Source organism: Fulvivirga sp. M361 (assembly GCF_007097395.1).
Lineage (GTDB): Bacteria > Bacteroidota > Bacteroidia > Cytophagales > Cyclobacteriaceae > Fulvivirga.
The window spans coordinates 1-22,003 of record NZ_VKDC01000017.1; the positions used below are offsets into that span (position 1 = coordinate 1).

General features: G+C 40.6%; 17 protein-coding genes, 1 tRNA gene and 1 pseudogene. 5 read left to right on the forward strand and 14 right to left on the reverse strand.

The annotated features are described in order from the left end of the window. Nucleotides 1-205 precede the first annotated feature (205 nt). From FNH22_RS17885 to xerA, 4 genes are all read right to left on the reverse strand, one after another. Nucleotides 206-1,033, reverse strand: a complete 828-nt coding sequence (locus FNH22_RS17885; protein ID WP_143399802.1) for a hypothetical protein — start codon at nt 1,031-1,033, stop codon at nt 206-208. Nucleotides 1,034-1,347: 314 nt separating this feature from the next. Further along, nucleotides 1,348-1,698 carry a hypothetical protein gene (locus FNH22_RS17890; RefSeq protein WP_143399803.1) on the reverse strand — a complete coding sequence of 117 codons (351 nt, stop codon included), beginning with the start codon at nt 1,696-1,698 and terminating at the stop codon, nt 1,348-1,350. A gap of 366 nt (nt 1,699-2,064) precedes the next feature. Further along, nucleotides 2,065-2,754: a hypothetical protein gene (locus FNH22_RS17895; protein ID WP_143399804.1), complete on the reverse strand. Its 690-nt coding sequence runs from the start codon at nt 2,752-2,754 to the stop codon at nt 2,065-2,067. Nucleotides 2,755-2,802: 48 nt separating this feature from the next. After that, entirely contained in the window at nt 2,803-3,675 is an 873-nt protein-coding gene (gene xerA, locus FNH22_RS17900) for a site-specific tyrosine recombinase/integron integrase (protein ID WP_143399805.1), read from the reverse strand. A 73-nt stretch (nt 3,676-3,748) separates the two neighbouring features. On the opposite strand from xerA, the gene FNH22_RS17905 reads away from it, so the two are divergent. Next, nucleotides 3,749-4,162, forward strand: coding sequence for a hypothetical protein (locus FNH22_RS17905; protein WP_143399806.1), 414 nt, complete (start codon nt 3,749-3,751; stop codon nt 4,160-4,162). Nucleotides 4,163-4,686: 524 nt separating this feature from the next. Here FNH22_RS17905 and FNH22_RS17910 read toward each other — a convergent pair. Further along, complete coding sequence (locus tag FNH22_RS17910) at nt 4,687-4,899, reverse strand: helix-turn-helix transcriptional regulator (RefSeq protein ID WP_143399807.1); 213 nt, start codon at nt 4,897-4,899, stop codon at nt 4,687-4,689. A 137-nt stretch (nt 4,900-5,036) separates the two neighbouring features. Between FNH22_RS17910 and FNH22_RS17915 the strand changes: the two genes are divergently transcribed. After that, complete coding sequence (locus tag FNH22_RS17915; RefSeq protein WP_143399808.1) at nt 5,037-5,237, forward strand: hypothetical protein; 201 nt, start codon at nt 5,037-5,039, stop codon at nt 5,235-5,237. 105 nt (nt 5,238-5,342) lie between these two features. Here the strand turns inward: FNH22_RS17915 and FNH22_RS17920 are convergent, their stop codons facing one another. Both FNH22_RS17920 and FNH22_RS17925 read right to left on the reverse strand, forming a co-directional pair. Continuing rightward, a complete protein-coding gene (locus tag FNH22_RS17920) occupies nt 5,343-5,981 on the reverse strand; it encodes a hypothetical protein (protein ID WP_143399809.1) in 639 nt (212 codons plus the stop codon). An 82-nt stretch (nt 5,982-6,063) separates the two neighbouring features. Continuing rightward, the gene (locus FNH22_RS17925; RefSeq protein ID WP_143399810.1) at nt 6,064-6,474 is read right to left on the reverse strand and encodes a hypothetical protein; all 411 of its coding nucleotides are present in this window, start codon (nt 6,472-6,474) and stop codon (nt 6,064-6,066) included. A gap of 452 nt (nt 6,475-6,926) precedes the next feature. On the opposite strand from FNH22_RS17925, the pseudogene FNH22_RS17930 reads away from it, so the two are divergent. Both FNH22_RS17930 and FNH22_RS17935 read left to right on the forward strand, forming a co-directional pair. Next, nucleotides 6,927-7,263 (forward strand): annotated as a pseudogene (locus tag FNH22_RS17930) (transposase); the annotation flags it as partial. Nucleotides 7,264-7,803: 540 nt separating this feature from the next. Next, complete coding sequence (locus FNH22_RS17935) at nt 7,804-9,399, forward strand: T9SS type A sorting domain-containing protein (protein WP_143399812.1); 1,596 nt, start codon at nt 7,804-7,806, stop codon at nt 9,397-9,399. A gap of 230 nt (nt 9,400-9,629) precedes the next feature. Here FNH22_RS17935 and FNH22_RS17940 read toward each other — a convergent pair whose 3' ends face one another. From FNH22_RS17940 to FNH22_RS17960, 5 genes are all read right to left on the reverse strand, one after another. Further along, on the reverse strand, nt 9,630-12,227 hold the full coding sequence (locus FNH22_RS17940) for a hypothetical protein (RefSeq protein WP_143399813.1): 2,598 nt from the start codon (nt 12,225-12,227) through the stop codon (nt 9,630-9,632). Between the two features lie 18 nt (nt 12,228-12,245). Then, complete coding sequence (locus FNH22_RS17945) at nt 12,246-13,979, reverse strand: T9SS type A sorting domain-containing protein (protein ID WP_143399814.1); 1,734 nt, start codon at nt 13,977-13,979, stop codon at nt 12,246-12,248. A gap of 237 nt (nt 13,980-14,216) precedes the next feature. Then, complete coding sequence (locus FNH22_RS17950) at nt 14,217-16,067, reverse strand: choice-of-anchor D domain-containing protein (RefSeq protein ID WP_143399815.1); 1,851 nt, start codon at nt 16,065-16,067, stop codon at nt 14,217-14,219. Nucleotides 16,068-17,540: 1,473 nt separating this feature from the next. Further along, a tRNA-Asn gene (locus FNH22_RS17955) sits at nt 17,541-17,614 on the reverse strand. 74 nt (nt 17,615-17,688) lie between these two features. After that, nucleotides 17,689-18,930, reverse strand: a complete 1,242-nt coding sequence (locus FNH22_RS17960; RefSeq protein ID WP_185154277.1) for an Nramp family divalent metal transporter — start codon at nt 18,928-18,930, stop codon at nt 17,689-17,691. Between the two features lie 210 nt (nt 18,931-19,140). Between FNH22_RS17960 and FNH22_RS17965 the strand changes: the two genes are divergently transcribed. Beyond that, the gene (locus FNH22_RS17965; RefSeq protein ID WP_143399816.1) at nt 19,141-19,560 is read left to right on the forward strand and encodes an Hsp20/alpha crystallin family protein; all 420 of its coding nucleotides are present in this window, start codon (nt 19,141-19,143) and stop codon (nt 19,558-19,560) included. Between the two features lie 40 nt (nt 19,561-19,600). On the opposite strand, the gene FNH22_RS17970 is transcribed toward FNH22_RS17965, so the two are convergent. Together FNH22_RS17970 and FNH22_RS17975 are read right to left on the reverse strand one after the other, a co-directional pair. Then, a complete protein-coding gene (locus FNH22_RS17970; protein ID WP_143399817.1) occupies nt 19,601-20,497 on the reverse strand; it encodes a hypothetical protein in 897 nt (298 codons plus the stop codon). 184 nt (nt 20,498-20,681) lie between these two features. After that, entirely contained in the window at nt 20,682-21,974 is a 1,293-nt protein-coding gene (locus FNH22_RS17975) for a CHASE2 domain-containing protein (RefSeq protein ID WP_143399818.1), read from the reverse strand. Nucleotides 21,975-22,003: the final 29 nt, after the last annotated feature.

Genomic DNA, 22,003 nt, shown 5'->3' on the forward strand with positions numbered 1-22,003 from the left:
CCACTTGACTCCCACTCCTTCATCAACTCAAACATCTTAGATTCCTTGCTCATCGCTCTTTTTGTGAACAAAAATCACTATTCAGAAAGCATACAGCAATACGCCCAACACCGAAGGGATACCAAATATCTCAAATGTATCGGATCCAAATGCCCTCTGCAAACAACTCAGTAAGCCGATTGGGCTTAGCGCCTGTTACCAGCTTTTATGTTGTTTTGAAAAGATACCAGTTGGAAGCAATTTGCCTCACCATTATGTATCTGTTCGGATTCATTTTAGGAACTTGGTCTAGATCTGTTAAATAAAGATAACCTACTGTATTGTCGACCATCCCTCCAATTGTCAATTCCATGCAGTCTTCACAGCTGTACGCCCCATCGGTTATGTGGCTAATCAAAAGTTCCTGTCTTAACTGCTTTTGATTTTCTCCTAATGGAGTTCGTCTCATTGGATTGAACTCAGGTCTATCTTGATTTACTTCGTTTACCAACACTTGAAATTTTTCTTGATTTGTGATAAAGTGCTCAATTAGTTCCCGATCTGATGCAAGAGTTAGCTTGGAGTTCATAAGCTCAAAATCAAACTCTTTTCGGTTCTTAAAGCGGCTATTTTCTTGATTTATTAAGCTATCAATTTGTTGTTCGTTCAGTGAGTCATACATCTGAACAACTTGCTCTATCAGACCAGTCATCGCCAAACCTCTAAATGCAGCCAGTTTCCAAATCTGGTCTTCGAACTTGAAATGAAGGTAAACATCTGTAACCGGAATTCCCGTTGAATCTACAAGAGTTAGAGCGACAACAGATATATCTTCCAATTTTGTCAGCAGTTCAAATTCTAATTCAATTGTAGATGATAAATCTGTTCCATTCGGATGGTTTTTATTGCTCTGGTATTCCCCGGTAGTATATTTTTTGAGCTGTTTGAATTTTGTCTTGGAGAAGATTTGCTTAGACAGTTCTAAAGGCTCAATCAGTTCTTGTGATTGACCAAAATGTCCGACAAATAATAATAAAAGTAGAATTATCCTCATTGGTGAAATTGCTGGTAACGCCCGTATAGGACGCTGTGCCTATCCGGAACTTAATGGTGATGAAAGTAGTATTTTCTGTGTTTCCTTCCAAGTAGCAGAGAACTTAGCGACAACCTTTCTGCGTGATCACCAGCCGGAACCTGCGTGCAGGCCAACCACAACAACTTGCTCCATCGAGACCTACTTAATCCGCCATGAAACTCTAAACACAGAAAATACGGACTAGTCGCATGGACTTAAATAAACGAGAGTAAAGGCATGCGTTTCTATACGATGTTAGTGGCTGGACTATTTTATCTTTGTCGAAATTTAATTCAAATGCCATTTTCACTAAGCCATTTTTCATAAAGATTGTCTTTGATCTTTTCTCTCAAAAATCTCTTGCGAAGGTATTTTTTTGTTTGTGTTGATTTCAAAAGTGTAAGTGTTGGTTGCCTTGGTAGATCAAAAACATTTTGATTTAAGAACCCACATTTCACAAAGTAGGTATCTCCAGACTTCAAATTGATTGGGTATTGAACACTCTTGATTTTCTTATATTTTGTTCTTTTATCAGCATTTAAAGAAGGTGCTTTCGTTGTTGCCCTAAGCGTGGCAACACTGGAATTTATATCTACCATATAAACGTCATGAGTTCTGATTCTCCCTATTAGACTGTCAGCCATATAAAGGTTATAATTGAACCCGAAGTCGAAAATATTAAAAGTTCTAAAAAATATAACTGTTGAGTGTGGGTTATCATAAAAGCCACTAGAATTGTTTTGCGAGAAGACATCCAAACAAGTCACAGAGGTTATTCCAATCGTTAAACAAGCTATTTTCAGGAATTGATGCATAATAGTATGATTTGTTTTCTCCTAAATTAACAACTCCAATTCTTGATAAAATATTGTAATCGGATAAGTTATTTATGTATGACCAACTTGCCACTAACGTCCAGATATGGCACGTGACTCTGAACTTTATTTATATCTACAATCTAGGGGATTTGCAGATCAGTTTCAAGTAACTTCTTAGAGGCATGTGCTATATCATTTGTTGTGTATAGTTTTTCTAATTGCATGTTTGGTTACCAGGATTTTATATTGTCTCCTGTATTCATTTGATCCAAATTCGTTGTCGAATATAAGGCTATATTCAATTTTTCCTTCATCATTAAAAAAGTGTTTCTCTTGCTTATAACCCCAATCTTCTAAAGTCAATTGTCCATTGATATTATAGACGTAGTTTGCACTGTGGTTGTATCCTGTATGTGCGGAATGTTTATTCTCAATCGTATAAGATGAAGAAATAACCTTATTCAAAGTATCATACTCTAAATACTCACTTCCCCAAAACTTAGGCGACCCTCTTAAAAAATCATATGTCTCAATTTTGAACACTAGGCCTTTTTCGTTGTAGTGATAAATTAATTTAGTCTGTTTCTTTTTCTTATCATATACTAAAATATGCTTAACACGTCTATTTTTGTATTTAGGAACAAATCTTTGATTAAGAATCAAGGCTTCAACCAAGAATCCGTTCTCATTATATTTGTACCAGTTTTTCCAATATCCGTTATCTTTCCAAATCCCTTTTTGTTTCCTTTCCACTTTTATATTTACAATAGAATCTTTGATGTGATTCATGCTTTGAAATGGAACTAGATATAATGTTTGGGAAAATGCTGCCAAATTCATATTGAGGCAGCAGAACAGCATTACTAAACTAAAATTACTCATGAAGTCAATTATACACAACATGTGAATAACAGGAACTGTTCCTGTTATCTACCTTTCAAAGGTACTCAAATCTTCCAGCATACTTAGTGGGCTCCGGATCTCAGAAATATGCTGGTTACACAAGTGCGTGTAAATTTCTGTGGTTTTACTACTGGTATGTCCTAACAGTGTTTGAATGTACCGTAAATTTACTCCTGACTCCATTAAGTGGGTGGCAAAGGAATGTCTTAGCGTATGAGGGGTTACTTTTTTTCTAACCCCGGCTTTGAAACAAGCACGCTTCAGTATTTTTCGTATACTGCTCGCACTGTATATACCACCATCAGGCCCTTCAAAAAGAAACTTTTCAGGCCGGTGTTTTCGATAATAAGCACGTAATAACATCAGAAGATTATCCGGTAATAAGGTGGCACGGTCTTTATTGCCCTTGCCTGATCGTATCCATATTCGGCGATGATCTGAGTCGATATCTTCAATTTTCAGATGTTGTAATTCTGATATTCGCAGGCCTGTACCATAGATAGTGCTGATGATCGCCCGGTGCTTTATGGACTTAATGCAGCTAATGACCCTGGCAACTTCTTTTTTTGAGAGGATTACCGGCAATGTATTTTCTTTTTTCGGTCTTTCCAGCTTAAAGCGTTGTTTTTTACAATGTAATACCTTCTCAAAGTAAAACTTGATCGCATTGATACTTTGGTTTTGGTAGGAACGGCTGATCTTTTTTCGTGTGATCAGGGCAGATTGAAACCGAACGATATCCTGCCCATTGATGCTATGCAGACGTCGGGGGTACAGGTAGTTCAGAAATTCACGGAACATAGTTACATAAATTCTGCATGTAGACTCACTATACCTGTGAGCGGATAAGGTATGGTTAAAAGCTAAAAGCTCACTTTGGTAAAACTGTAAATGATCCATGTTCCAAATAAACCCTTTGCATTAGCCATATCTGTTTTTTAAACATTTATATTCGACAATAAGCACTTAAAAAATGGATAATTATCAACAAAAACACTGTCAACAATGCGGGAAAGAGCTCACAGGTCGCACGGACAAACGGTTTTGCGATTCTTACTGCAGGAATACCTTTAATAATCAAAATAAATCGGAAGGTGAAAAAGTAATTGCAGAAACACACATCATTTTAAGGCGTAACCGAAAAATTCTCAGGCAGCTAAGTCCTATGGGGAAGGCTACCGTGCGAAAAGAGGTATTAGATACACTTGGTTATGATTATAGATTCTTTACCGGAATATATAGGTCCAGGCAAGGTAAATACTATTATGTCTGCTATGACTTTGCCTTTTCGCCTATCAACGATGATCGCGGTGTAAAGAAGGTGATCATCGTACAGCGGCAGTCTTATTTCGACCAATATATACCTGCCTTGTGGGGGAAATCTTAAGACTTGATCTCAAGGAATATGTTTGTAGGTAGTATTTATTCTGTTTGTTCGATGTTGTTACGAGTAATCGTTTCTCTCAACTGGCTTAAGTTTATAACCATAGCCCTCAAATCCTAGGCAGTTTGTAACTGCCGTTAACTCAAAGTATTTATTAAAGCTCGGCAAAGCAAGTGATACGTTTCTGCCAAAATGGTCATGAAGGCTATGGGACTTGCGGTTATGGGTAGGCATAAGTTACGCTTTGTCAAACTTATGTCAGGATGGGAATGGAGTAGTTGTATGAGTTATGAAAGAGAGGTTAGGGGTAAGTTGGAAATAGTTTTTATGGTTTAATTTGATGGGTATTGCTACTACCCTATGCGTGGTGATGTCGACCCTGTGGGCTAGTGTTGTGAATTTTAGAGGATGTTTTCTAAAGGAGTTCCGAGCGGACGCTCTCGGCTATTTAGGGTCTTAGGACCGCTGCGCTTAACCTAAGACCAGGGTGATTTCTCTCAATATTTGAATGATCAATCTTCACTATTCTATCTTAGTTTTAAATCTGAATAAAGCTCTTTAAAGACTTCTCCGGGGTCAGCATCAATAGCTAAAGCGATCAAGTAAAGCTCGTCTGCTCTTAGCTTTGTAGTTTCATTGGAGGTTAGCTGTGTCAACCGAGATTTGCTAATTCCTGTCCTTCTCGATACTTCTGCCTTGTTAACAGTCTTTTTCGCAAGATACAAGCCTAAATCCGTCATTTTTGTATCGTTTTTTAAAACGTAAATTTAGATACATGAAACTTTTGTTGCTATTATTTATATAATTGTTTTGAAAATAGGTTTTTTATCTACACTTTTGTATAGAAATAATAAACAATAATTTCAAAAAATGACACATGAGTAGAAGATATACCAAAGCCGATTTAGAACAAATCGTTTCCGTCCAATTGGAAAACCTCAATGCCATGCATGACCTTTTGAGTATCATGAAACATCAAAATGAATTACTGAATAGCGCCAACAAGAAATTAAAAGATGAAATCACTGATTCTAAGCAGAAGTTATATCCAACTCGAAAGCGAAATTCAAATTCTTAAATCTGCGGGAGGGAAGGCAAGCTCTTTGTGGCTGTCCCGAAGGGCAGACGCAATGTGCTTGTCAGTGTGTCGGCAAAATCAAATAAAAATCTCTACGGATAAAATTTACTTTGTAGACACAGCTTCCTGTAACATGGTAAGCTGTGCTTCCAGCCCTTTCACCTGGGTCTGTAACATTACTTCCCAAGCCAGGGGGCTTTCTTTTAGCTTACCGGTAAGGTGCCGCTTTCTTAGCTTCACCCATTTGGTCTGGTGGGAGGAGAGTTGCTCTTTTTCCAGCAGGCTATCACAAGCATTTAACCCACGTAGTAGTCGCTGGCGGTAGGCTTTTAGTTGGGCCAGGGCGTCTTGCCGTCTCAGTAGTTTGTTTTCCATCTTTTTGATGGACTGTGCCAGGGCTACTGGCAGCTTTTGCTGTTCATGCGCTATAAAACGCCGGGCATGGGGTAGCGCTTCACAGGGCGTATCCACTTCCAGCGCTTCCTGGAGGAGTAGCAGGGGCTGAATGTGGTATAGCGATAATGACCTGCGGCCGGAACTCACAGAATGAACCAGGGAAGAAGACGCTCCGATCAAATGCGCTATGGAGGTGTTACTGATATCAAAATAGTGTCTGAGGGTTTCCAGGAGTGACATGTTGTACAATATTTTATTTTTTTCTACCACATGTTGTACAAGCTTGTACAAAGTTTTAACGAAAATATTTTTACGTTGTACAAATGCCTTTTGTGTTTTGTACAACATCACTTCGGGTTTATTTTTTCGTTGTACAACACCTACATAAAAAAACCCGAACACATCGGGTTTTCAGGCACTGCGTATTGGATTAGAGCGTGCCTTTATGGGTTTCTACCATGGTAATGGCATCATCCAGTACGGGAAGTTGTGCTTCCAGCTGGGTATGGTCTACCTGGTCTTCCACCACCGAAACAGCATTATAGTTGGCCTGACGGTTTTGTAAGGCTTTGAGCTTAGTCTCTTCCCGTTCTATCTTCAGTTCCAGCTCACGTTTGGCTTTCTCATCGGTAATCAGGTCTACCGCGGCCTGATAGCCTGTAAGGATGGCTTGCACACTGTCTATGCCTTCACTCACATCCACCGTAGTAGCCGAGCGGCTTTCCAGTCGCTCTCCCAGGTTGCGCAGCCTACGCTGTAGCTGGGTCTTTTCAGCCTGCAGGATCTCCAGGGCGGTGTCACATTCTTCTGCGGTGGTTAATAACGCTACGTTAATCTCCATTTGTTTTGGGGTTTATTCGTTTAAACAATTTTAAAGCCGCCAAAAAGACCTAGAAATTTTAATAGTAGCAACCGGATGTAACAAAATAGTAGGACGCCATCAGCAAAAAAATAAAAGCTTTCTGAAGTACAGCAGGTTCCTTTTCAGACTCACCGCATAAAAAAAATATTACATTGTAAAATATAACCTGATCATGGAAAAACATGGACGGAATGGGGGTAGAATGGTGAAGTCAGGGCAGTGTATGCGCACGTGGAATGTGCCTTTTTTCGTCCAAATTTAACACCATTTGAAAACTGCCGTTGACTCAACGTGCTTATTAAAACTCGGTAAAGCAGGTTGTACGTGTCTATCGAAATGGGCCATAGATCTTGCGGTTGTGGACAATGACCTCCTCCCTAAAAACCGGAACGATTGAAACTATAAAATAATCGTAACTTTAACTTAGGGAGATGAAAAAATCACGTTACACCGAAACTCAAATCATTAAGATTCTCACCGAGCATGAAAATGGTCGTAAGCTTGGAGACCTTTGCCGTGAGTATGGGATTAGCCAGGCTACCTTTTACAATTGGAAGAGCAAGTATGGTGGTATGGATGCCAACCAGTTAAAACGAGTGAAAGAGTTAGAATCTAAACTGGCCCAATACAAGAAGATGTACGCCGAGTTAGCCCATGATAATTATATCCTTAAAGATGTCATAGAAAAAAGCTTTAAGGCCTGTTGAAAAACGGGAACTGGCTCGCTACATATGTGCTACGCATCAAGCCAGTGTTCGACAGGCCTGTAACCTAGACGTTCGATGGGACACCGGAATTGGCTATTTAGTGAGTAACGATCTTCAACAGGACCTACCGGGTGGTTTTGGTAAGAATGAGGGCCTCACAGACTGGTTTATAGATACGGGTATCTCCTGGAGAATACGGTTTGCCGAATAGAATAGCAAAGGCAATGTTTAAGCTCTTTCCATTTTTTGTCACAGATCATATTTTATTACTTTTACCGGCCATTTATTCATCTATATATATGGAAAAGCCGGTAATCAGCTCGCGGAATTGGATTCACCGTTTTTTGACAGGCTCGCTCTGCGCAGCATGTATTTTAGATTGACAAGAACTTACACTTAACTGCCTCAAAATACAAGTTAGCCACATCATCCGGTGGCTTGATTTTCATTGTTTATACTGAAAAGGTACCCTGTGTAGAAGAGCCCTTGTTGCAGTGGGTGTTTTAGCATAATCGGAGGGGTATATCAATCAATGATAAGCTGTATATACACAAGTGCTGGTGAGTATACTTAACTTGTCGTAACCAAGAGAATTAGGTCAATGAACACAGCTGCATCTATTAAAAGTGCTTTACGCCCTTTAATATCAATTTTTATTTTTGTTGCCTTCATGAATGGGGCTGCTTATGCACAACTTACCTACTGGTTAGACCAATCGGTATTGGACAGCCCCTATGAAAGCCAGATCAGGAGATCTATGGATTCCTGTGTGACTATATACAACCGTTACAGTAACTACACTGAAAATGTGAAAGTGATCTATAGCGCTTCAGTACCAACGGCAAATGCAAGTTATAAAGGCCGGATTGCCTTTGGCGGATCCAGGGGACAGCGAACTGCTTTGCACGAAATGGCGCATGTTTTAGGGGTAGGCACCTATAGTAACTGGGGAGCGAATCGAGATGATGAGAAGAAGGTGTGGACGGGTCCGGTTGCGAATGCACTTATCATGGAGTATAACGGAGCCGATGCTGTTTTGCACGCTGATAAATGGCATTTCTGGCCTTACGGGCTAAATTCAAAAGATGAAGATGTGCAGCGTCATGTATACATGGTTGGGGCCTTGCGTGAGGATATGGGGCTTTCCAATACAAGCGGGCAAGGGAATGGCTGCTTTCCATCAGCTGTTACTAGTCAGCTGCAGGTCAATCAAGATAGCCCGCAAAAAACTTCATTTGCCTTTGTCAAGATTGGTGATGCTTTAACCATGACCCCCGGACCAGCAAATACCCCAGGCTCATGGAGCTGGGAGGGACCAAATAACTTTACAGCATCAAACCGCCAAATTGCGCTGGATCAGATTCAAATGGATCATAAAGGGGTCTATAACGTTACTTATACCAATGAATGCGGCGCAAAAACACAGCAAACCTTTAGGGTTGTTGTTAATAGCGGTAATGGGACTCCCTACTACTATTTAGTCTTGCAAACGGATAGCCTTAAAATGAGACCCGAGCATGCCGGAGGTGGTGCGGAAATGGTTCACACTACTGCTCAAACCGAGGACCATTGGGTTCAATGGGAAAAAATAGACACAGATAGTAGTTACTTCCTCTTAAAAAACAGGGAAACCAAAAAGTATTTCAGGCCGATTGATATTACAGATGCCTCTCGTATGGTACAGGTGCCGGGTGGTTCATTAGGGCATTGGGTACAGTGGAAACTGGTAGGCACAAGGGATGGCTATGCGCATATTGTTAATAGGCACACCCAAAAGAAATTAAGGATAATTTCGCAAAATAGTGACAATCCATTCATTGAACAGGCAAAAAATACCAGCACCGGTGAATGGACCAGGTGGGTACCGGTATTCGCCTCAGAAGAAGCGGTAATATTGGGAAATGAGCCTTTACGGATGGCATCAGCCGCCCTCCGAAGTTATCCTAACCCCTTTAACGGTAAGACAGCCATTGGATTTACACTACCAAAAAATGAGATAGTGTATCTATACATCTATGATATGAAAGGGCAGAAGGTGCATACTCTTATCCCTGGGATCAAGCATGCGGCGGGTAACTATTCTTATGAGTGGTCCGGACAGGGACAAAATGGAACCACTCTCTTAAACGGCCTTTATATTATTCAGCTAATTACCGGTGAATTTCAAACTCATCATAGCATTTTGTTTAATCAGTAAGGCTGTAAAGCCTCTCGTTATCCATCTTCGATCATGTTAAAGGCCATGATCCTTCTCAAATAAAGGTGTCATAAAATTCAGTGCTAATGTTTACCGTTTCTCCTGTACCAGACAGGTACGAGTTAGAAGTGAATATAGGATTACTGTAGAGCGCTCTCTTTTTGTTGTCCAGTTCCCCCAGGGTGTTTAGGAGGAATTACCTAAGGGGGAAGGATAACAGAGAGCTGTAGTTATTGAAGGGGTGTTTGATCAATTTCATATTGTAAGAATAAAAACCCGGCTGGATTTTCAATTTCTACATTCAACCCACCTTGTGGGCCAATGTTTTCGATCATTTTTTCACCGGACTGAATATCCAGTAACTTTACCATTCTGTTCTTCACAAACCTCAGTGCAATTTGGTTTTTAGCATTGATATTATTCAGCTCTCTAAAAATCATTAGATAGCCGATATTTTTTTGTGGATTGTACCATTGAAACCCTGTCCAGCTGGCATTGTCAGGTTCGTTGCCTATGGGGAAAACATAACTGTCGTACATTTCTTCCCGATGTTCTTTATAGGTTGCAATAAGCGGCCTGATCTGGTCTTTAGCTTCACTGCTGTACAAATGCGTTTCCTGAAAGAATAATGGGGTTCCGACCAATCCAATAGCTACGGCATAAGGATGATTGTGCATATAAGCGTCACTTATTTTTTGGTTGACCCTATCTATATTCTGTATAGAGGTTTGAAACTTATTAATGTTAGTGTATTTCGCCACATGCCAGATATCACGCAATACCAAATAAGGGATGTATACCACATTTGAGGGTTTGTCCGGTTTCCGGTTCTCCAAATAAATGCATCCATATTCCCTGGCCCAGAAGTAACCGAAACGCGGGGCATTTTCTGTAAGGTCCCAGTTCACCCTTACTTTGTGGTCAGTATATTTAATAAAGCTCCTGATCTTGCCGGTTAACGCTTGCATATTTTTGTGATTCCCCAAATTGGCGAAATCAAGTTTGTACGTTGTAAACCCCGCTTGATCATAATGCCATTTCAGTGCTTCATATGTAACGGGCATGGCCGCAGCCCATAGCCCTAGCCTTACACCGGTTTCGTGTGATTTTGCTACAACATTTTTCCAACCTTCCGGATACCAGTCTTCACGTAGCTTCCAGTTTTTGGTTTGCCAGCCATCATCTATTTGCTGGATATCTATGCCAAGGTCAGCCTGAGATCCTATTTCCAGCAAAACGTTTGCTTCTTTTGACCCTTCACGGTTTTTCCCTGAGCCCCACGTATTCGCTTGTAAGTAAATATCTCGTTCCTTGTCTACCGGGTAGCGCAGGCGATCGAATTGTTTCAATGCCAGCTCAGCCTCGTCCTGGCTTCCTGAATATAAAATGCTCCAGGAGGCCCAACATTGCTTGTATTCTTCCGGTGATATATCCGAGGGGAACAAAGAGGTTCCTGTGTTCCGGATCCCTGTTTTATCCAGCAGAAATTCCCCGGTCTCAACACCATACTGATTAACACATTTATGGGATTCTTTTACCATGAGTACGCCGTTTCCATGCTTTTCCATACGTACTATGTTACTCCAGTTGACCTTTTCCTCATGATCAATCCCTTGGCTGGTCATTTCTTCTCTTAAAATGGGAGTTCCCGGTTTGTTACGATGTTGTGTGTCGTTATAATAGCCAATATAGGTTCGTGTTACATTTATAGCGCTGACAGGCAGGTAATCTACCCGTCCGGCTGTCATCATTTTTTCTCCTTGTATACGTTCACCACAGTTCATATAACCTGTGAGCGCGTACCCGGATGGAGCACTCTTTTTAAGCTCATCGACACGTTCATCTGAATTATTTAGTATTTCAGGGTCTGAGCCTCCTTTTTCATAAATGAAAACTTCTGAGACCTGTGCTATATCACCGGCTATTTTATCTAAAAATATACGGCATGTGCCATCAAGCAGTGTTTCCGACGGGAGGTCTACCAGCACGGTTTCAAACGGCTTTTGATCGTTTTTATAATCAGGCAGCCTGGCAGATGAAATAACGTTGACATTGATTTCTCCATCAACGCTTGTTACACGTACGTCCTGTTCAGTTCCCTGCCCTTTGAAATCCCACCAGGTAAAGCCTAATTTGTAGCTTTTTTTCTTTTCCAATCCTTTTACATGAAGTTCGATAGATCGGTCATCCTCGAGTGTGCTGCCAACGTGTCTTTCACCAACTGTTGCCGCATGATAATCGAATTTGTTTTTTCCCGAAACCACATCGAAGCGGATGTCTTTTCTCTTCGTAGCGGTTGAAAGTTTTATATGCTTTTTAGCTTCTCCCTTTATAAAAATTTGCGTTCTTATACCGGGAGCATCAGGATAAGCCCATATCACATATTTTACACTACTTTCCACTTCAGGATAATCAACTTCGGCTATAATCTCAATATGATTTGAGGTGAATTGTTCATCATTAGACTGCTTGGCGGTAAGGCTGGCCAAAGTGCCGGTGGTTTTCTCCCCGATCAGTCCAAAGTATGACCAGTCAGCACCAATACCGTTAGTTTCTCCGGCATATTGCACCCCATTAGTCAGATCTTTGAATGCAATAGTGAGTAATCCGGAGCTCGTTAGCTCCCATACCCTTTCAACTTTGCCTGTCGAAACAACCAATTTATTTCCCTTTGTATAGGCTTGGGAACTTTCGAATGAAACATTCAGCTCCGGGAGTTTTTGGGTAGAGCATGAAAACATCCATAACACAATACAAAAAATAAAAACAGATCTTGTTTTATGGTAATTGAGCTTATTATTCTTTCTTGCAGCTGGATAATAGTACATGGTTATTTGACGATGACTCTAATTGATAAAAAAGCGATGAACTAACTGGCTTCTATTTGTAAAGTATATCTTTATCAAATAAGTGCCTTTTTCCAGGTCTGCCACATAAATACTCCTTTTGTTGCCAAAGGATTCTTTCATCAATTTTCCGGTAAGATCAAAAACTTTGGCACTCGAAAGCGTGAGGTCCGGTTTAGTCTTTATTTTCAGATATTCATTGGCCGGGTTAGGGAAGAATATAACCTCTCCGTCCGATATTTCAGGTATCGATCCGGTTACGATTGTTTCAGGTTCTTGGAAAGAAATCACAGTCACAGAATAAGGGTCTAATGTGATCTCAAAAGTATTGTCGCTGATCTCTGCTTCATCATGTTGTTTAATGGTCGGAGCCAGGTCCATAGGTGAAGTGCCTGTAAATACCCATTTAGTGTGTCTTAGGCTGCCTACATAATTTTTCAAAAGCACCTCGGTTTCCACAGGCTTGTCATCTTTGTTGAGCAGGAATAAGGAAAGTTCATTGCTGGTTTCATCAAAGCTGGCGAATGACCTCAGCTTTCCTGCTTCCAGGGTGGATGCAACCATTTCCTGTTTCAGATGTTCTGACCATAATCTATGCACGTGGCCGGTAGCCAGCACCTGGTTTTCGAGATCCAGTGCAGTAGCATCAAATCGGTTTGTAGTAGGAGAAGTAGACCCAAAGGCATTATGACTTGTCCAGTGCATGTAATAGGTGACTTCTTTATTCCTGATCATTCGTCCTGTTTGCTCGAAAAATGCAAGCGCTTTTAGCAAATTGTTATTCCTGTTCTCCCATTTGTTACCTGTACTAAATGGACCAACCTCAGTTAAAAGAACCTCTATGCCTTCATCTGGAGCGAAAGTCCTTATACTGTTAAGGGCGTTATTGAGTGCTTTTAAGGTGTTGAAAGTGAGGTCATCCCGGTACTCTTCATACGTTTTCCATTTGTTTAAGTAGGAATGTGCCACAAAAAAGTCGACTTCCGTTTTATGGTCCTTTAAGATATCGTCATACCAGCCTTTACAGCAGAAACCTAATAGCCCGAATCCAACTTTAATAGAGGGATCTATGGATTTCATGGCTTCAGTAACTTCCAGGAAGAAGTCTACATATTCTTTTTGAGTGATCTCTCCTCTTTTGGCATGAAGATCCACTTCATTACCTATCTCCCAGTATTTGATGCCAAAATCATTTGTCACATTGGCATAACGTACCCATTCCTTGGCGCTTTCTATGAGATAGCCTCTTGTAGGGCCGTCGGCATATTTCCAGGATAAGGCATTGACCATTATGACGGGTTCTATACCTTGCCTGTTGCAAATGGATATATATTCGTCGAAATCCATATCGTTGATGAAAGTCCCATCAGGGTTGACCATTTGTTTCCACCTGTCTTTTTGTGTAGGTGAGGGGTCTTCGCTGAACGCTGCTATCTTGGGTTTCAAGCCATTAGATGCGCTTGACCAATCACCGGTATGCCATAAGTAGTTATCAGCCAAATGACCGAAGGGAAACCGAAGCGCTCCTATACCCATATCTGCAATAGCAGCCTCGAAGCTGTTTATTCTGTTTGGATAACCTTTATCGGAACTCAAAAGCCAGCAGGCGTTAAGCCCTACCGGATTATGAGAGACATCGGACAATTTCATCGCTGGATCTACAATGATCTTCTCCTGAGATGTGGCGCTTAAAAAAGCGAACACTGCAAATATGATTATGAGGACTGTTTTCATTAGTTATTTGGCATGATTAAGGTTTAACTTAATTTGGATCTACCAGAATTGACCTCTGGTAGATCCAAAGTTGTACGACTGCTTATGACCCGAAAGCCAGAATGTCGTCGGAGATTATTTATTACCGTCTAGCACAATAATAGTGATCGGTAATGCCTTCATCGCCTGTTTTTAACGACAGACTGGCTCCCGGAGATCTCTGTGACGGTATAGAAAGTATCCGGGAAATCACTGCCATTATTCATTTCTAAACAATGTAGCCCAGCTGTCAGCGATACGTAAACCATCTATTTTAGACCCATCGCCGACGTTGTTCCAATTTCTCAAGATAAAACCAATAGGGGTCATTTCGGTCACCACTTCCTTACTTATTGCATCTGGCACAACCGGTTCTGTGGCTGGGATCCCATCAGCCTGGTTGAATACATATAAACTTACATCTCCTGTAGCGGGACTTTGCTTGTAAACGACTACATAGGTTTCACCATTGTTATATGAGGTTTCACTGTAAACGGCAGCACTGGCCAGATCTTTTCTTGCCGACAATTGCCATTTTGTCGCATCGTTGCCATCCACTCTCACATTAAACCTGGTTCTCCAGGAAACGCCGCCGACTCCATCATCTGCCAAAATATTGGCAAATGGCCCTCCAAACCCTGTGGCCGTTACACTGGTAAGGTTGACCATAGCGGCGTAGTAGAAATCTTTAGTAGGGTTAGACAGATCTTCAACGGTTGCATCTCTAAAGGCTCCCGGGCCACCAGCTGCACCGGATAGGTCAAATGCTTTGCCAATTCCCGACCCCGGATACCCTGTAAATGTAAGTCCTTCTGTTAATGTCATAGGGGAAATAGTGTTCGCATAATGGTACCATCCTTCAGTATCCGGGTCCGTCAGTGCGAACCATTCTTCCTGAGTACCTGCAGGGGTAATGGCATCAGCATCGTAATCAAAGTTTTCTACAAAGTATAGTGTTCCTGCTGTAGCCGTTCCATTTAAAGCGACTGTTTTACCCGGATCCAGCTCTGTGGAAGAAATAGTCAGAGTTTCTTCAAAAGTCCCTATGTCTGTAGGTGAAAATTTAATATACACAGGGGTAGCTTCAGCCGAACCGTTTAGATCTGCTGCGGCAAGTGCCAGATCAGAGCCAAAAGTACCGTCTTCTGCGTCTGAAATGGTGAAGGCATTGCCTGATACGGTAACCGTTAGATCTTCGGTGAGATTATCGGCGCTAATATTGATAAATTTTGTGGCCGCCGTATTTGGTTCGGCACTGAATGTGACTGCTTCGGCAGATACTTCAAGGCTTGCCTCAGCGTTCTCAAAAACAGATCCTGATAGAGCCACTTTTTTATCGGCGTCCAGCTCACTGATGATCGTAAGCTCACCTTCAAAATCTCCTGTTGAGGATGAAGAGAACTTTACAAAAACAGAAGCTGTACCTGCTCCGTTAATAGCCGATGCTAAAATTGCTATAGAATTACCGTAGGAGCCATCCTCAGTATCGGCGATGGAAAATCCATTTCCGGTCACCGTTACTACTATGTTTTCCGTCAGATCTGCTGCCGTAATAGTGACGAACTTAATAGCCGAAGTCCCGGACTCTATATCTTCAAAATCCAAAGTGGTAGATGAGACATCCAAAGAAGGGTCTTTTTCAGTTTCAACCGTTCCTGAAAGTGTTACAGTAAACTCTCCTATCTCACTCGTTATTTTCAAAGAACCTGTGATGTCTCCAGTTGTTTCTGATTCGAATCTCACAAAAACGGAAACGGTTCCTGCCGTGTTTGCGTCGACGGCCGGTATGGTCAAAGAGTTAGTAAAAGTACCATTTTGGTCGTCAGAAATAGAAAATGCGTCACCGCTCACGGTGATGATCACATCTTCGGTTAGGTCGCTGGCGGTTACTGACATTGATTTGATAGCGGTTGTTTTTACTGTGATGTTACCTAAATCCAGGGTATTCGTGGAAACGTCGAAAGCAGGATTCAGGCTGCTTCCTTCATCGTCGTTACATGCTATAGAAAATATCAATAACATCAGGCTCAACAGCCATGAAGGTTTGAAGTTGGTATAAGTGTTCTTCATTGTAGTTTTGGTTTGAGAATTTTCAGGATAGATTGTGAAACCTATCACACTGAATAGTTTAGACTTTATTTGAAAATGGCCATGTTAGCAACATTACATGTGACTTTTTAATTTTATGTCTTTACCCATGAACAGGAAGACTATTGCCCGTCTGCTGTGCATGGTAGATTTTAGCCAGGTTTCAGTGCTGTCACGGCATTTCAAATTTATTGAATGAGTTTCCCGTACCTTGGGGGTGTTTTCATAAAATAAGTGGGACATTTTAACAAGCGGAGTAAAAAAATGCCTATCCCAACAAAAGTGTCGCTGAGAAAGACAATCTTTTTCTGCTAAGGCAAAATATGAACAGTAAGGAGGTTTTGGACTCAGGATCGCACTAAGGATAAGCTCCTTAGTGCGATAGTATCCCATATCACTTTGCAGTAACACTATCGGTTTAAAGGACATGTCATGCCCTAAAGAAAGCACCGGATATTAATCATTGCCGTTCTTCAAAGTTTGCTTTTATGAGTTACATAATATCAGCTTACACAGGCTAATTCATTGTATTTGAAAAATATTTATAGATGATACCAGCCTGGAAATCAAGCAGCATTACCATACCCGAAATGACCGATTAGAAAGTAATGATCCAATGGTGCTCCGTTAGGCAAGGAAAACCATAGTAGACACTTTGTAGTCATTTGTCGTTGGTTCCTTTTTATAAACAATTCCAAATTAAAGGTTGGAATCTATTTTTTCATTTTCATATGTGTCGTTTTGAGAAAGTTCAACTTTTTGATGAGTTTTCGGAAACCTATTATAAAAATACCTAACCTTGGGTATTTCATTTAAGCTTAGTATCGATTTGATTTACTATAAAAATTAATATTCTAAAAAAAGCTCCAGAATGGATAAATTTCCTTAAGACTCGACAATAAGATTTCATCCGTTGATATTACGAAATACAAGGAAAATGTTTTAGGACCTGGATATATTAATTCCATTCCAAAGCTCAATGTTGGGGCTCTTATAAAACTGAAAATAGATAAACAAACAAGTAAGATTAAGGATCTAGTTCAACTGATCGATCCTATTCTCACAAATACTCCTGGTAAGTTGAAAACCAAGACTGTCGAAACTATAGCTTTTTCAGATAGTAATTTTGTGGAAATCTTAAATTACGGGGAATTACCGCAGGAAGTTCAGACCGCTGTTGGTCAAACTGAAGCCTTACTAGATTGTACCTATGTTGTACCAGTACAAAATAATAAGAGCTTCAAGAAATTCTTGAAGCTCCTAACCACTTGATTAACAGTGCATACAGGAGCATTACTTGAACCCGCACGGGCGCAATGCCCACATAGTTTTAAGTCCTGCCTATGCAGTAGCTCCCATGAAATAAGTCTATAGAGTTTTAAACCCAAATTCCAAAAACACGCCGGGAGGCAAACAAAAAAGCCAGCTACTAAACGTAACTGGCTAATCTTCAAGCTCCCCCTCTTGGACTCGAACCAAGGACCTACTGATTAACAGTCAGCCGCTCTAACCAACTGAGCTAAGGGGGAGTGTTATAAATGGTTTGCAATATTAGAGTTTGATAGTTTAATTTCCAATAGATAAAATCGAAAAAATTTTAAGATCATACGATCAGCACATAAAAATAAATGAGTGTGAATGCACTTAAGAAAATAAGACCGGCAATAGCCAGCAATTTCAGCCACTGTGGCGGTCGGAATTCTTCCTTTACATCATTCGAAAAAACAGCCTTATAATTCAGAAAAGCGGCAAATGGTGCAATCACAAATGACAGGATCGTTGCCATGTCAATGAGGCTCCTCAGGTTATTCAAAAATTGAGAGATCACCATGAATGAGCCTACACTTAATAAGACGATCCAAAAATTGTAATTCCATTTGTATGATTTTCCGGTTAACAGCTTAACCATACGGTCCATGGTACGGCCATAACCATCTAAAACAGTGATGGAAGTGCTAAACATGGTACTAAAAACCGCGGTAGAGATGATCAGATAGCTCCATGCTCCTATAGAATCTGTATAAAGACTGATCAATTGCCCGGCAAAAACAGGAGAGCTATTGGACAACTCTGTACCGGACCCATAGATCACCAGCGCTCCAAGTGACAAAAAGATGACTGCAAGTACTGCCGTAACAATGTACCCCAAATTAAAGTCAAGCAATGTCTCTTTGAGGGTAGGCTTATAGCCTGTTTGAGTAATACGCGCCTCAGCCCACAGGCCGGTCCAGGTACCGATATCAACAGCAGTAGGCATCCATCCCATTAAGGCTATTAAAAAGATCACACCTCCTGAAGTCCATACTTCTTTCGGCACAAAACTCTCTATGGGTTCTACCCCTCCTCTATAAAAGGCGATAACAGCAGCTATCATCGTGGAAATCAATAATACGGTACTCACTACTTTAAGCAGACTATCCAGTGCATTGTATTTACCAGTAGAAAGTAAAGCAACACAAAATATAAATATAACACCGGCCCACAGGTTGGTAGAAAGGTCTATCCCCAAAAGATTGCTGAGTAACCCTGCTGCAACGAAAGTAACGGCTGATGTAACGGCAAACATGCTGACAAAGGTGATAATACCATATAGCCATACGATCCATTTTCCCATTTTTGCATACCCTTCCAGGATACTTACTCCTGTCGCACTGGTATAACGAGACGAAAACTCAAAAAAAGGATACTTAAAAAGGTTAGCAGCTATCACTGCGGCCAGCAGGGAAAATCCATAATCCGCACCTGCGCGCGTGGATTGTACCAGGTGTGATACACCGATACACATTCCGGCAAAAACAATCCCCGGACCTAGTGTTTTAATAAAGTTTTTAATCTTACGCTCCACTCGAGTGACTATAATCTCTAAATATAAGGATTATCATATGAATGCGTGAATACGACAAATTTGAAATAATAATGACATTTTGTCTTGCTCAAAAAGGGTGGATTTGATTTTTTATGACAAAATGACTTGTTTGGATGTTAAAAATGAGTTTGATCATCATTGGTACGGTATTGATAGATAGAACCATCAAATAACTAAATGTAAAAAGATATGACACTTGTTAGATACAACCCATTGAATGATTTCCTTCCCACCACGTTTGGAGATCTGATTGAAAGCACTTTGAATAATGACCGCAAGCCTACTTCTTTCAGGCCCCAGGTAGATATCTTCAAAACGGAAAAGCACTATGAATTACATTTTGTAGTTCCGGGGATGAAAAAAAGTTATCTCATTATTGACATCGACGAAAATCGATTGACCGTGAAAGGAGAAAGGAAACTCGAAGAAGATAAGGCTAACACTCTTTTGAAAAGGGAATCTGGGTACGGAAAATTTGAAAGGACTTTCAAACTTTCCGAAGACATAAACCAGTCAAAGATAAAGGCGAATTATGAGGAAGGCATTCTGAAACTAGAATTGCCTTTAAACAAAAAAGTTGATAACCGGCGGATCATCAACATTAACTAAAGGACATAAAAAAAGCGGCAAATGCCGCTTTTTTTTTATATTAATTTGGTTTTAAATCATTGCGATATAAAAATTCTTCATACGCTTCCTGAAAGGTAGATACCTCAGGCGCCATGGCAATGGCTTGTTCATAACTGGTTAAGGCATCAGCCAAAAGGTTATTTTCTTCAAAGAAACCGGCAAGTATAAATTTATTCAGCGCATTGACTTCTTCCACGCCAGCCATCAACTCTTCCAGCTGTGTTTTGACCTGATTTGATTTATCAGCATTTAATTTCCGCATTGCTTTTGCTTTAGGCTTAACTGATTTATCATTATTGTCAATTACTTCTACCAGTAATACATTTTCTTTCGCAATTTTTGGATCGGTCATGTCTATTTCAACGCTGTTCTCATTCGTCTCTATTTCAAGAATAACGTCTTCAAACATATTTTTGAGCGTCACTTTATAGACTTCGGCGTCTTCTGAAAGATCCCATCTCACCACTGTTTTGTCACCGTATATCTCTGAGATGGAGTTAGGTAAATATACGTTGATGGGTGTCCCTATGCCTCGATGAACAGCTCCCGTAGCACTCAGCCTGTTCTTCTTACCTTCAGCAGACATTTTACTTAGCACGAAATCTGCATATTTGCTGGCTACACTGGAACCTCCATTATTTACCCTTTCTGCCAGGTCGGCTACCTTGTGTGTGCCGGCATCTTTCAATTCCATTGTTTTACCACTTGCGTGTACTAACCCGAGGTAAGCATCGTCAGATACCACCAATTCGTCGCCCGTATTCAATGAAGCTCCGGTCTTCAATGCTTTCCAGTCCGATCCCGTTTTGATCTTATTATCGCCCTTATTGGCCAAGACCTTAAACGTATAACCCTGACCGAAGGAGTGCCCTACTGTCAGAAGAAATACAAAAACTATTACTAAATTCCTTTTCATGGTTTCACAGATAATTTGAAGATTCTAATATCAGATGATATTTAAGATATACATGTCATTTTATACCTCAATGTACTACTTGGTAAACAGATACCCTGCCAATTTTTTCAAAAACCTCTTAATATCAGGTTTTTACGCCTATATATTAACAAATGTAAGCATCTGTTCTGCAAAAGAAAACAAATTAAGCCTTTAGCCTTTTGTTCTTTCTAAACATTAAACGTCTACCGGTTTCCGTAAAAAGATTTCTTACCACACCATAATAAACTTCCAGAAGGTCACCCGCCAGAGCCAGGGCAATAAGGCCGTAAGTAAGTTCCAGCTTAAAGCTATGCGTTGAGAACAGTTGAATGATCAGGAAGAGAATCAGAATTACTTCTATTACCTGTATCAACTTCGTCAGGCCATCATACCACACACCGTACTTTCTGTAGATATAAGAAAAAAGTAAAACATTCAAATAACATAACAGTACTCCAAGAATGTTTTCAAAAGTCGGTCGATAGGTATCTACATAGTCATTATTCAATATCATAGAGAGTATATTGGCATGGATCACGGGTCCAAACATATCCGGATTTGCTCGGCCGGCTATTTTCGGGTTCAGCGGCGTAAAAAACTTATCTTCCCATTCCGGTGCTCCAAACTGTGCTCCTAAAAAACCAAACAGCACAATTTTGTCTTTTAAAAGACCGGGTTCAAAATCTTCATTTAATACCTGGTACCAATCCAATGAGTAAAACCGTGTGGAGAATTTATCTTCTTCAAAAAAATTCACAAAATCTCCCCGGTAGTTGATGATCTCATAGTCATTATCCCTCTTAAACAACTTTTCCGTACTACCTGGCCGATACAATTCGGCCATTTTTGCAGCAAACGCCACATAGGTATCGCCGCTGGTAAGTGACCGCCTGGGAGGGAACTGCCGGCATATTTTTATGTCATCCTGAAACCGGGCATCGGTATCCAGGTTAGCAATGGCCTGATGGGTGTTTTCTATAAAAATAGAATCAGACTGGTAAAGGTAATCATACACTTCATCACCTAAATGTAGTTCCGCAATAGAATCTGTTTGCTCTACTTTTGTCACCATCACCACTTCCGAATTGGCCTGCGTAAGAGCACTCGCCAGGCTCAGTGTTTCCAGGGTATCTGTATATCCTTTAAAAAAACTATCAATACCAATGACCTTAGGATCATATTTATCTACAATTCTGATCTGTTCAGCAATACCCCCGCGACTTAAATTACCCATATTTACCAACACAATGGAAGTATCAGGTGGCAACGGTTCCCGGAGTTGGCTAAAGGCCACATCGGTCATTTCCATATCTTCCAATGCCTGACCTACGGCATCAAATGCATCAAAAATCCCAAACGCAGGAATTTGAGATATAACGTACATAAACAGGTATATAAATAACGTAGCGAATATACTATCCACCCAAATATTACCTTCTAGTTTTTTCTTAGCCATAACACAGATTTATTAACAATCGAACAAAT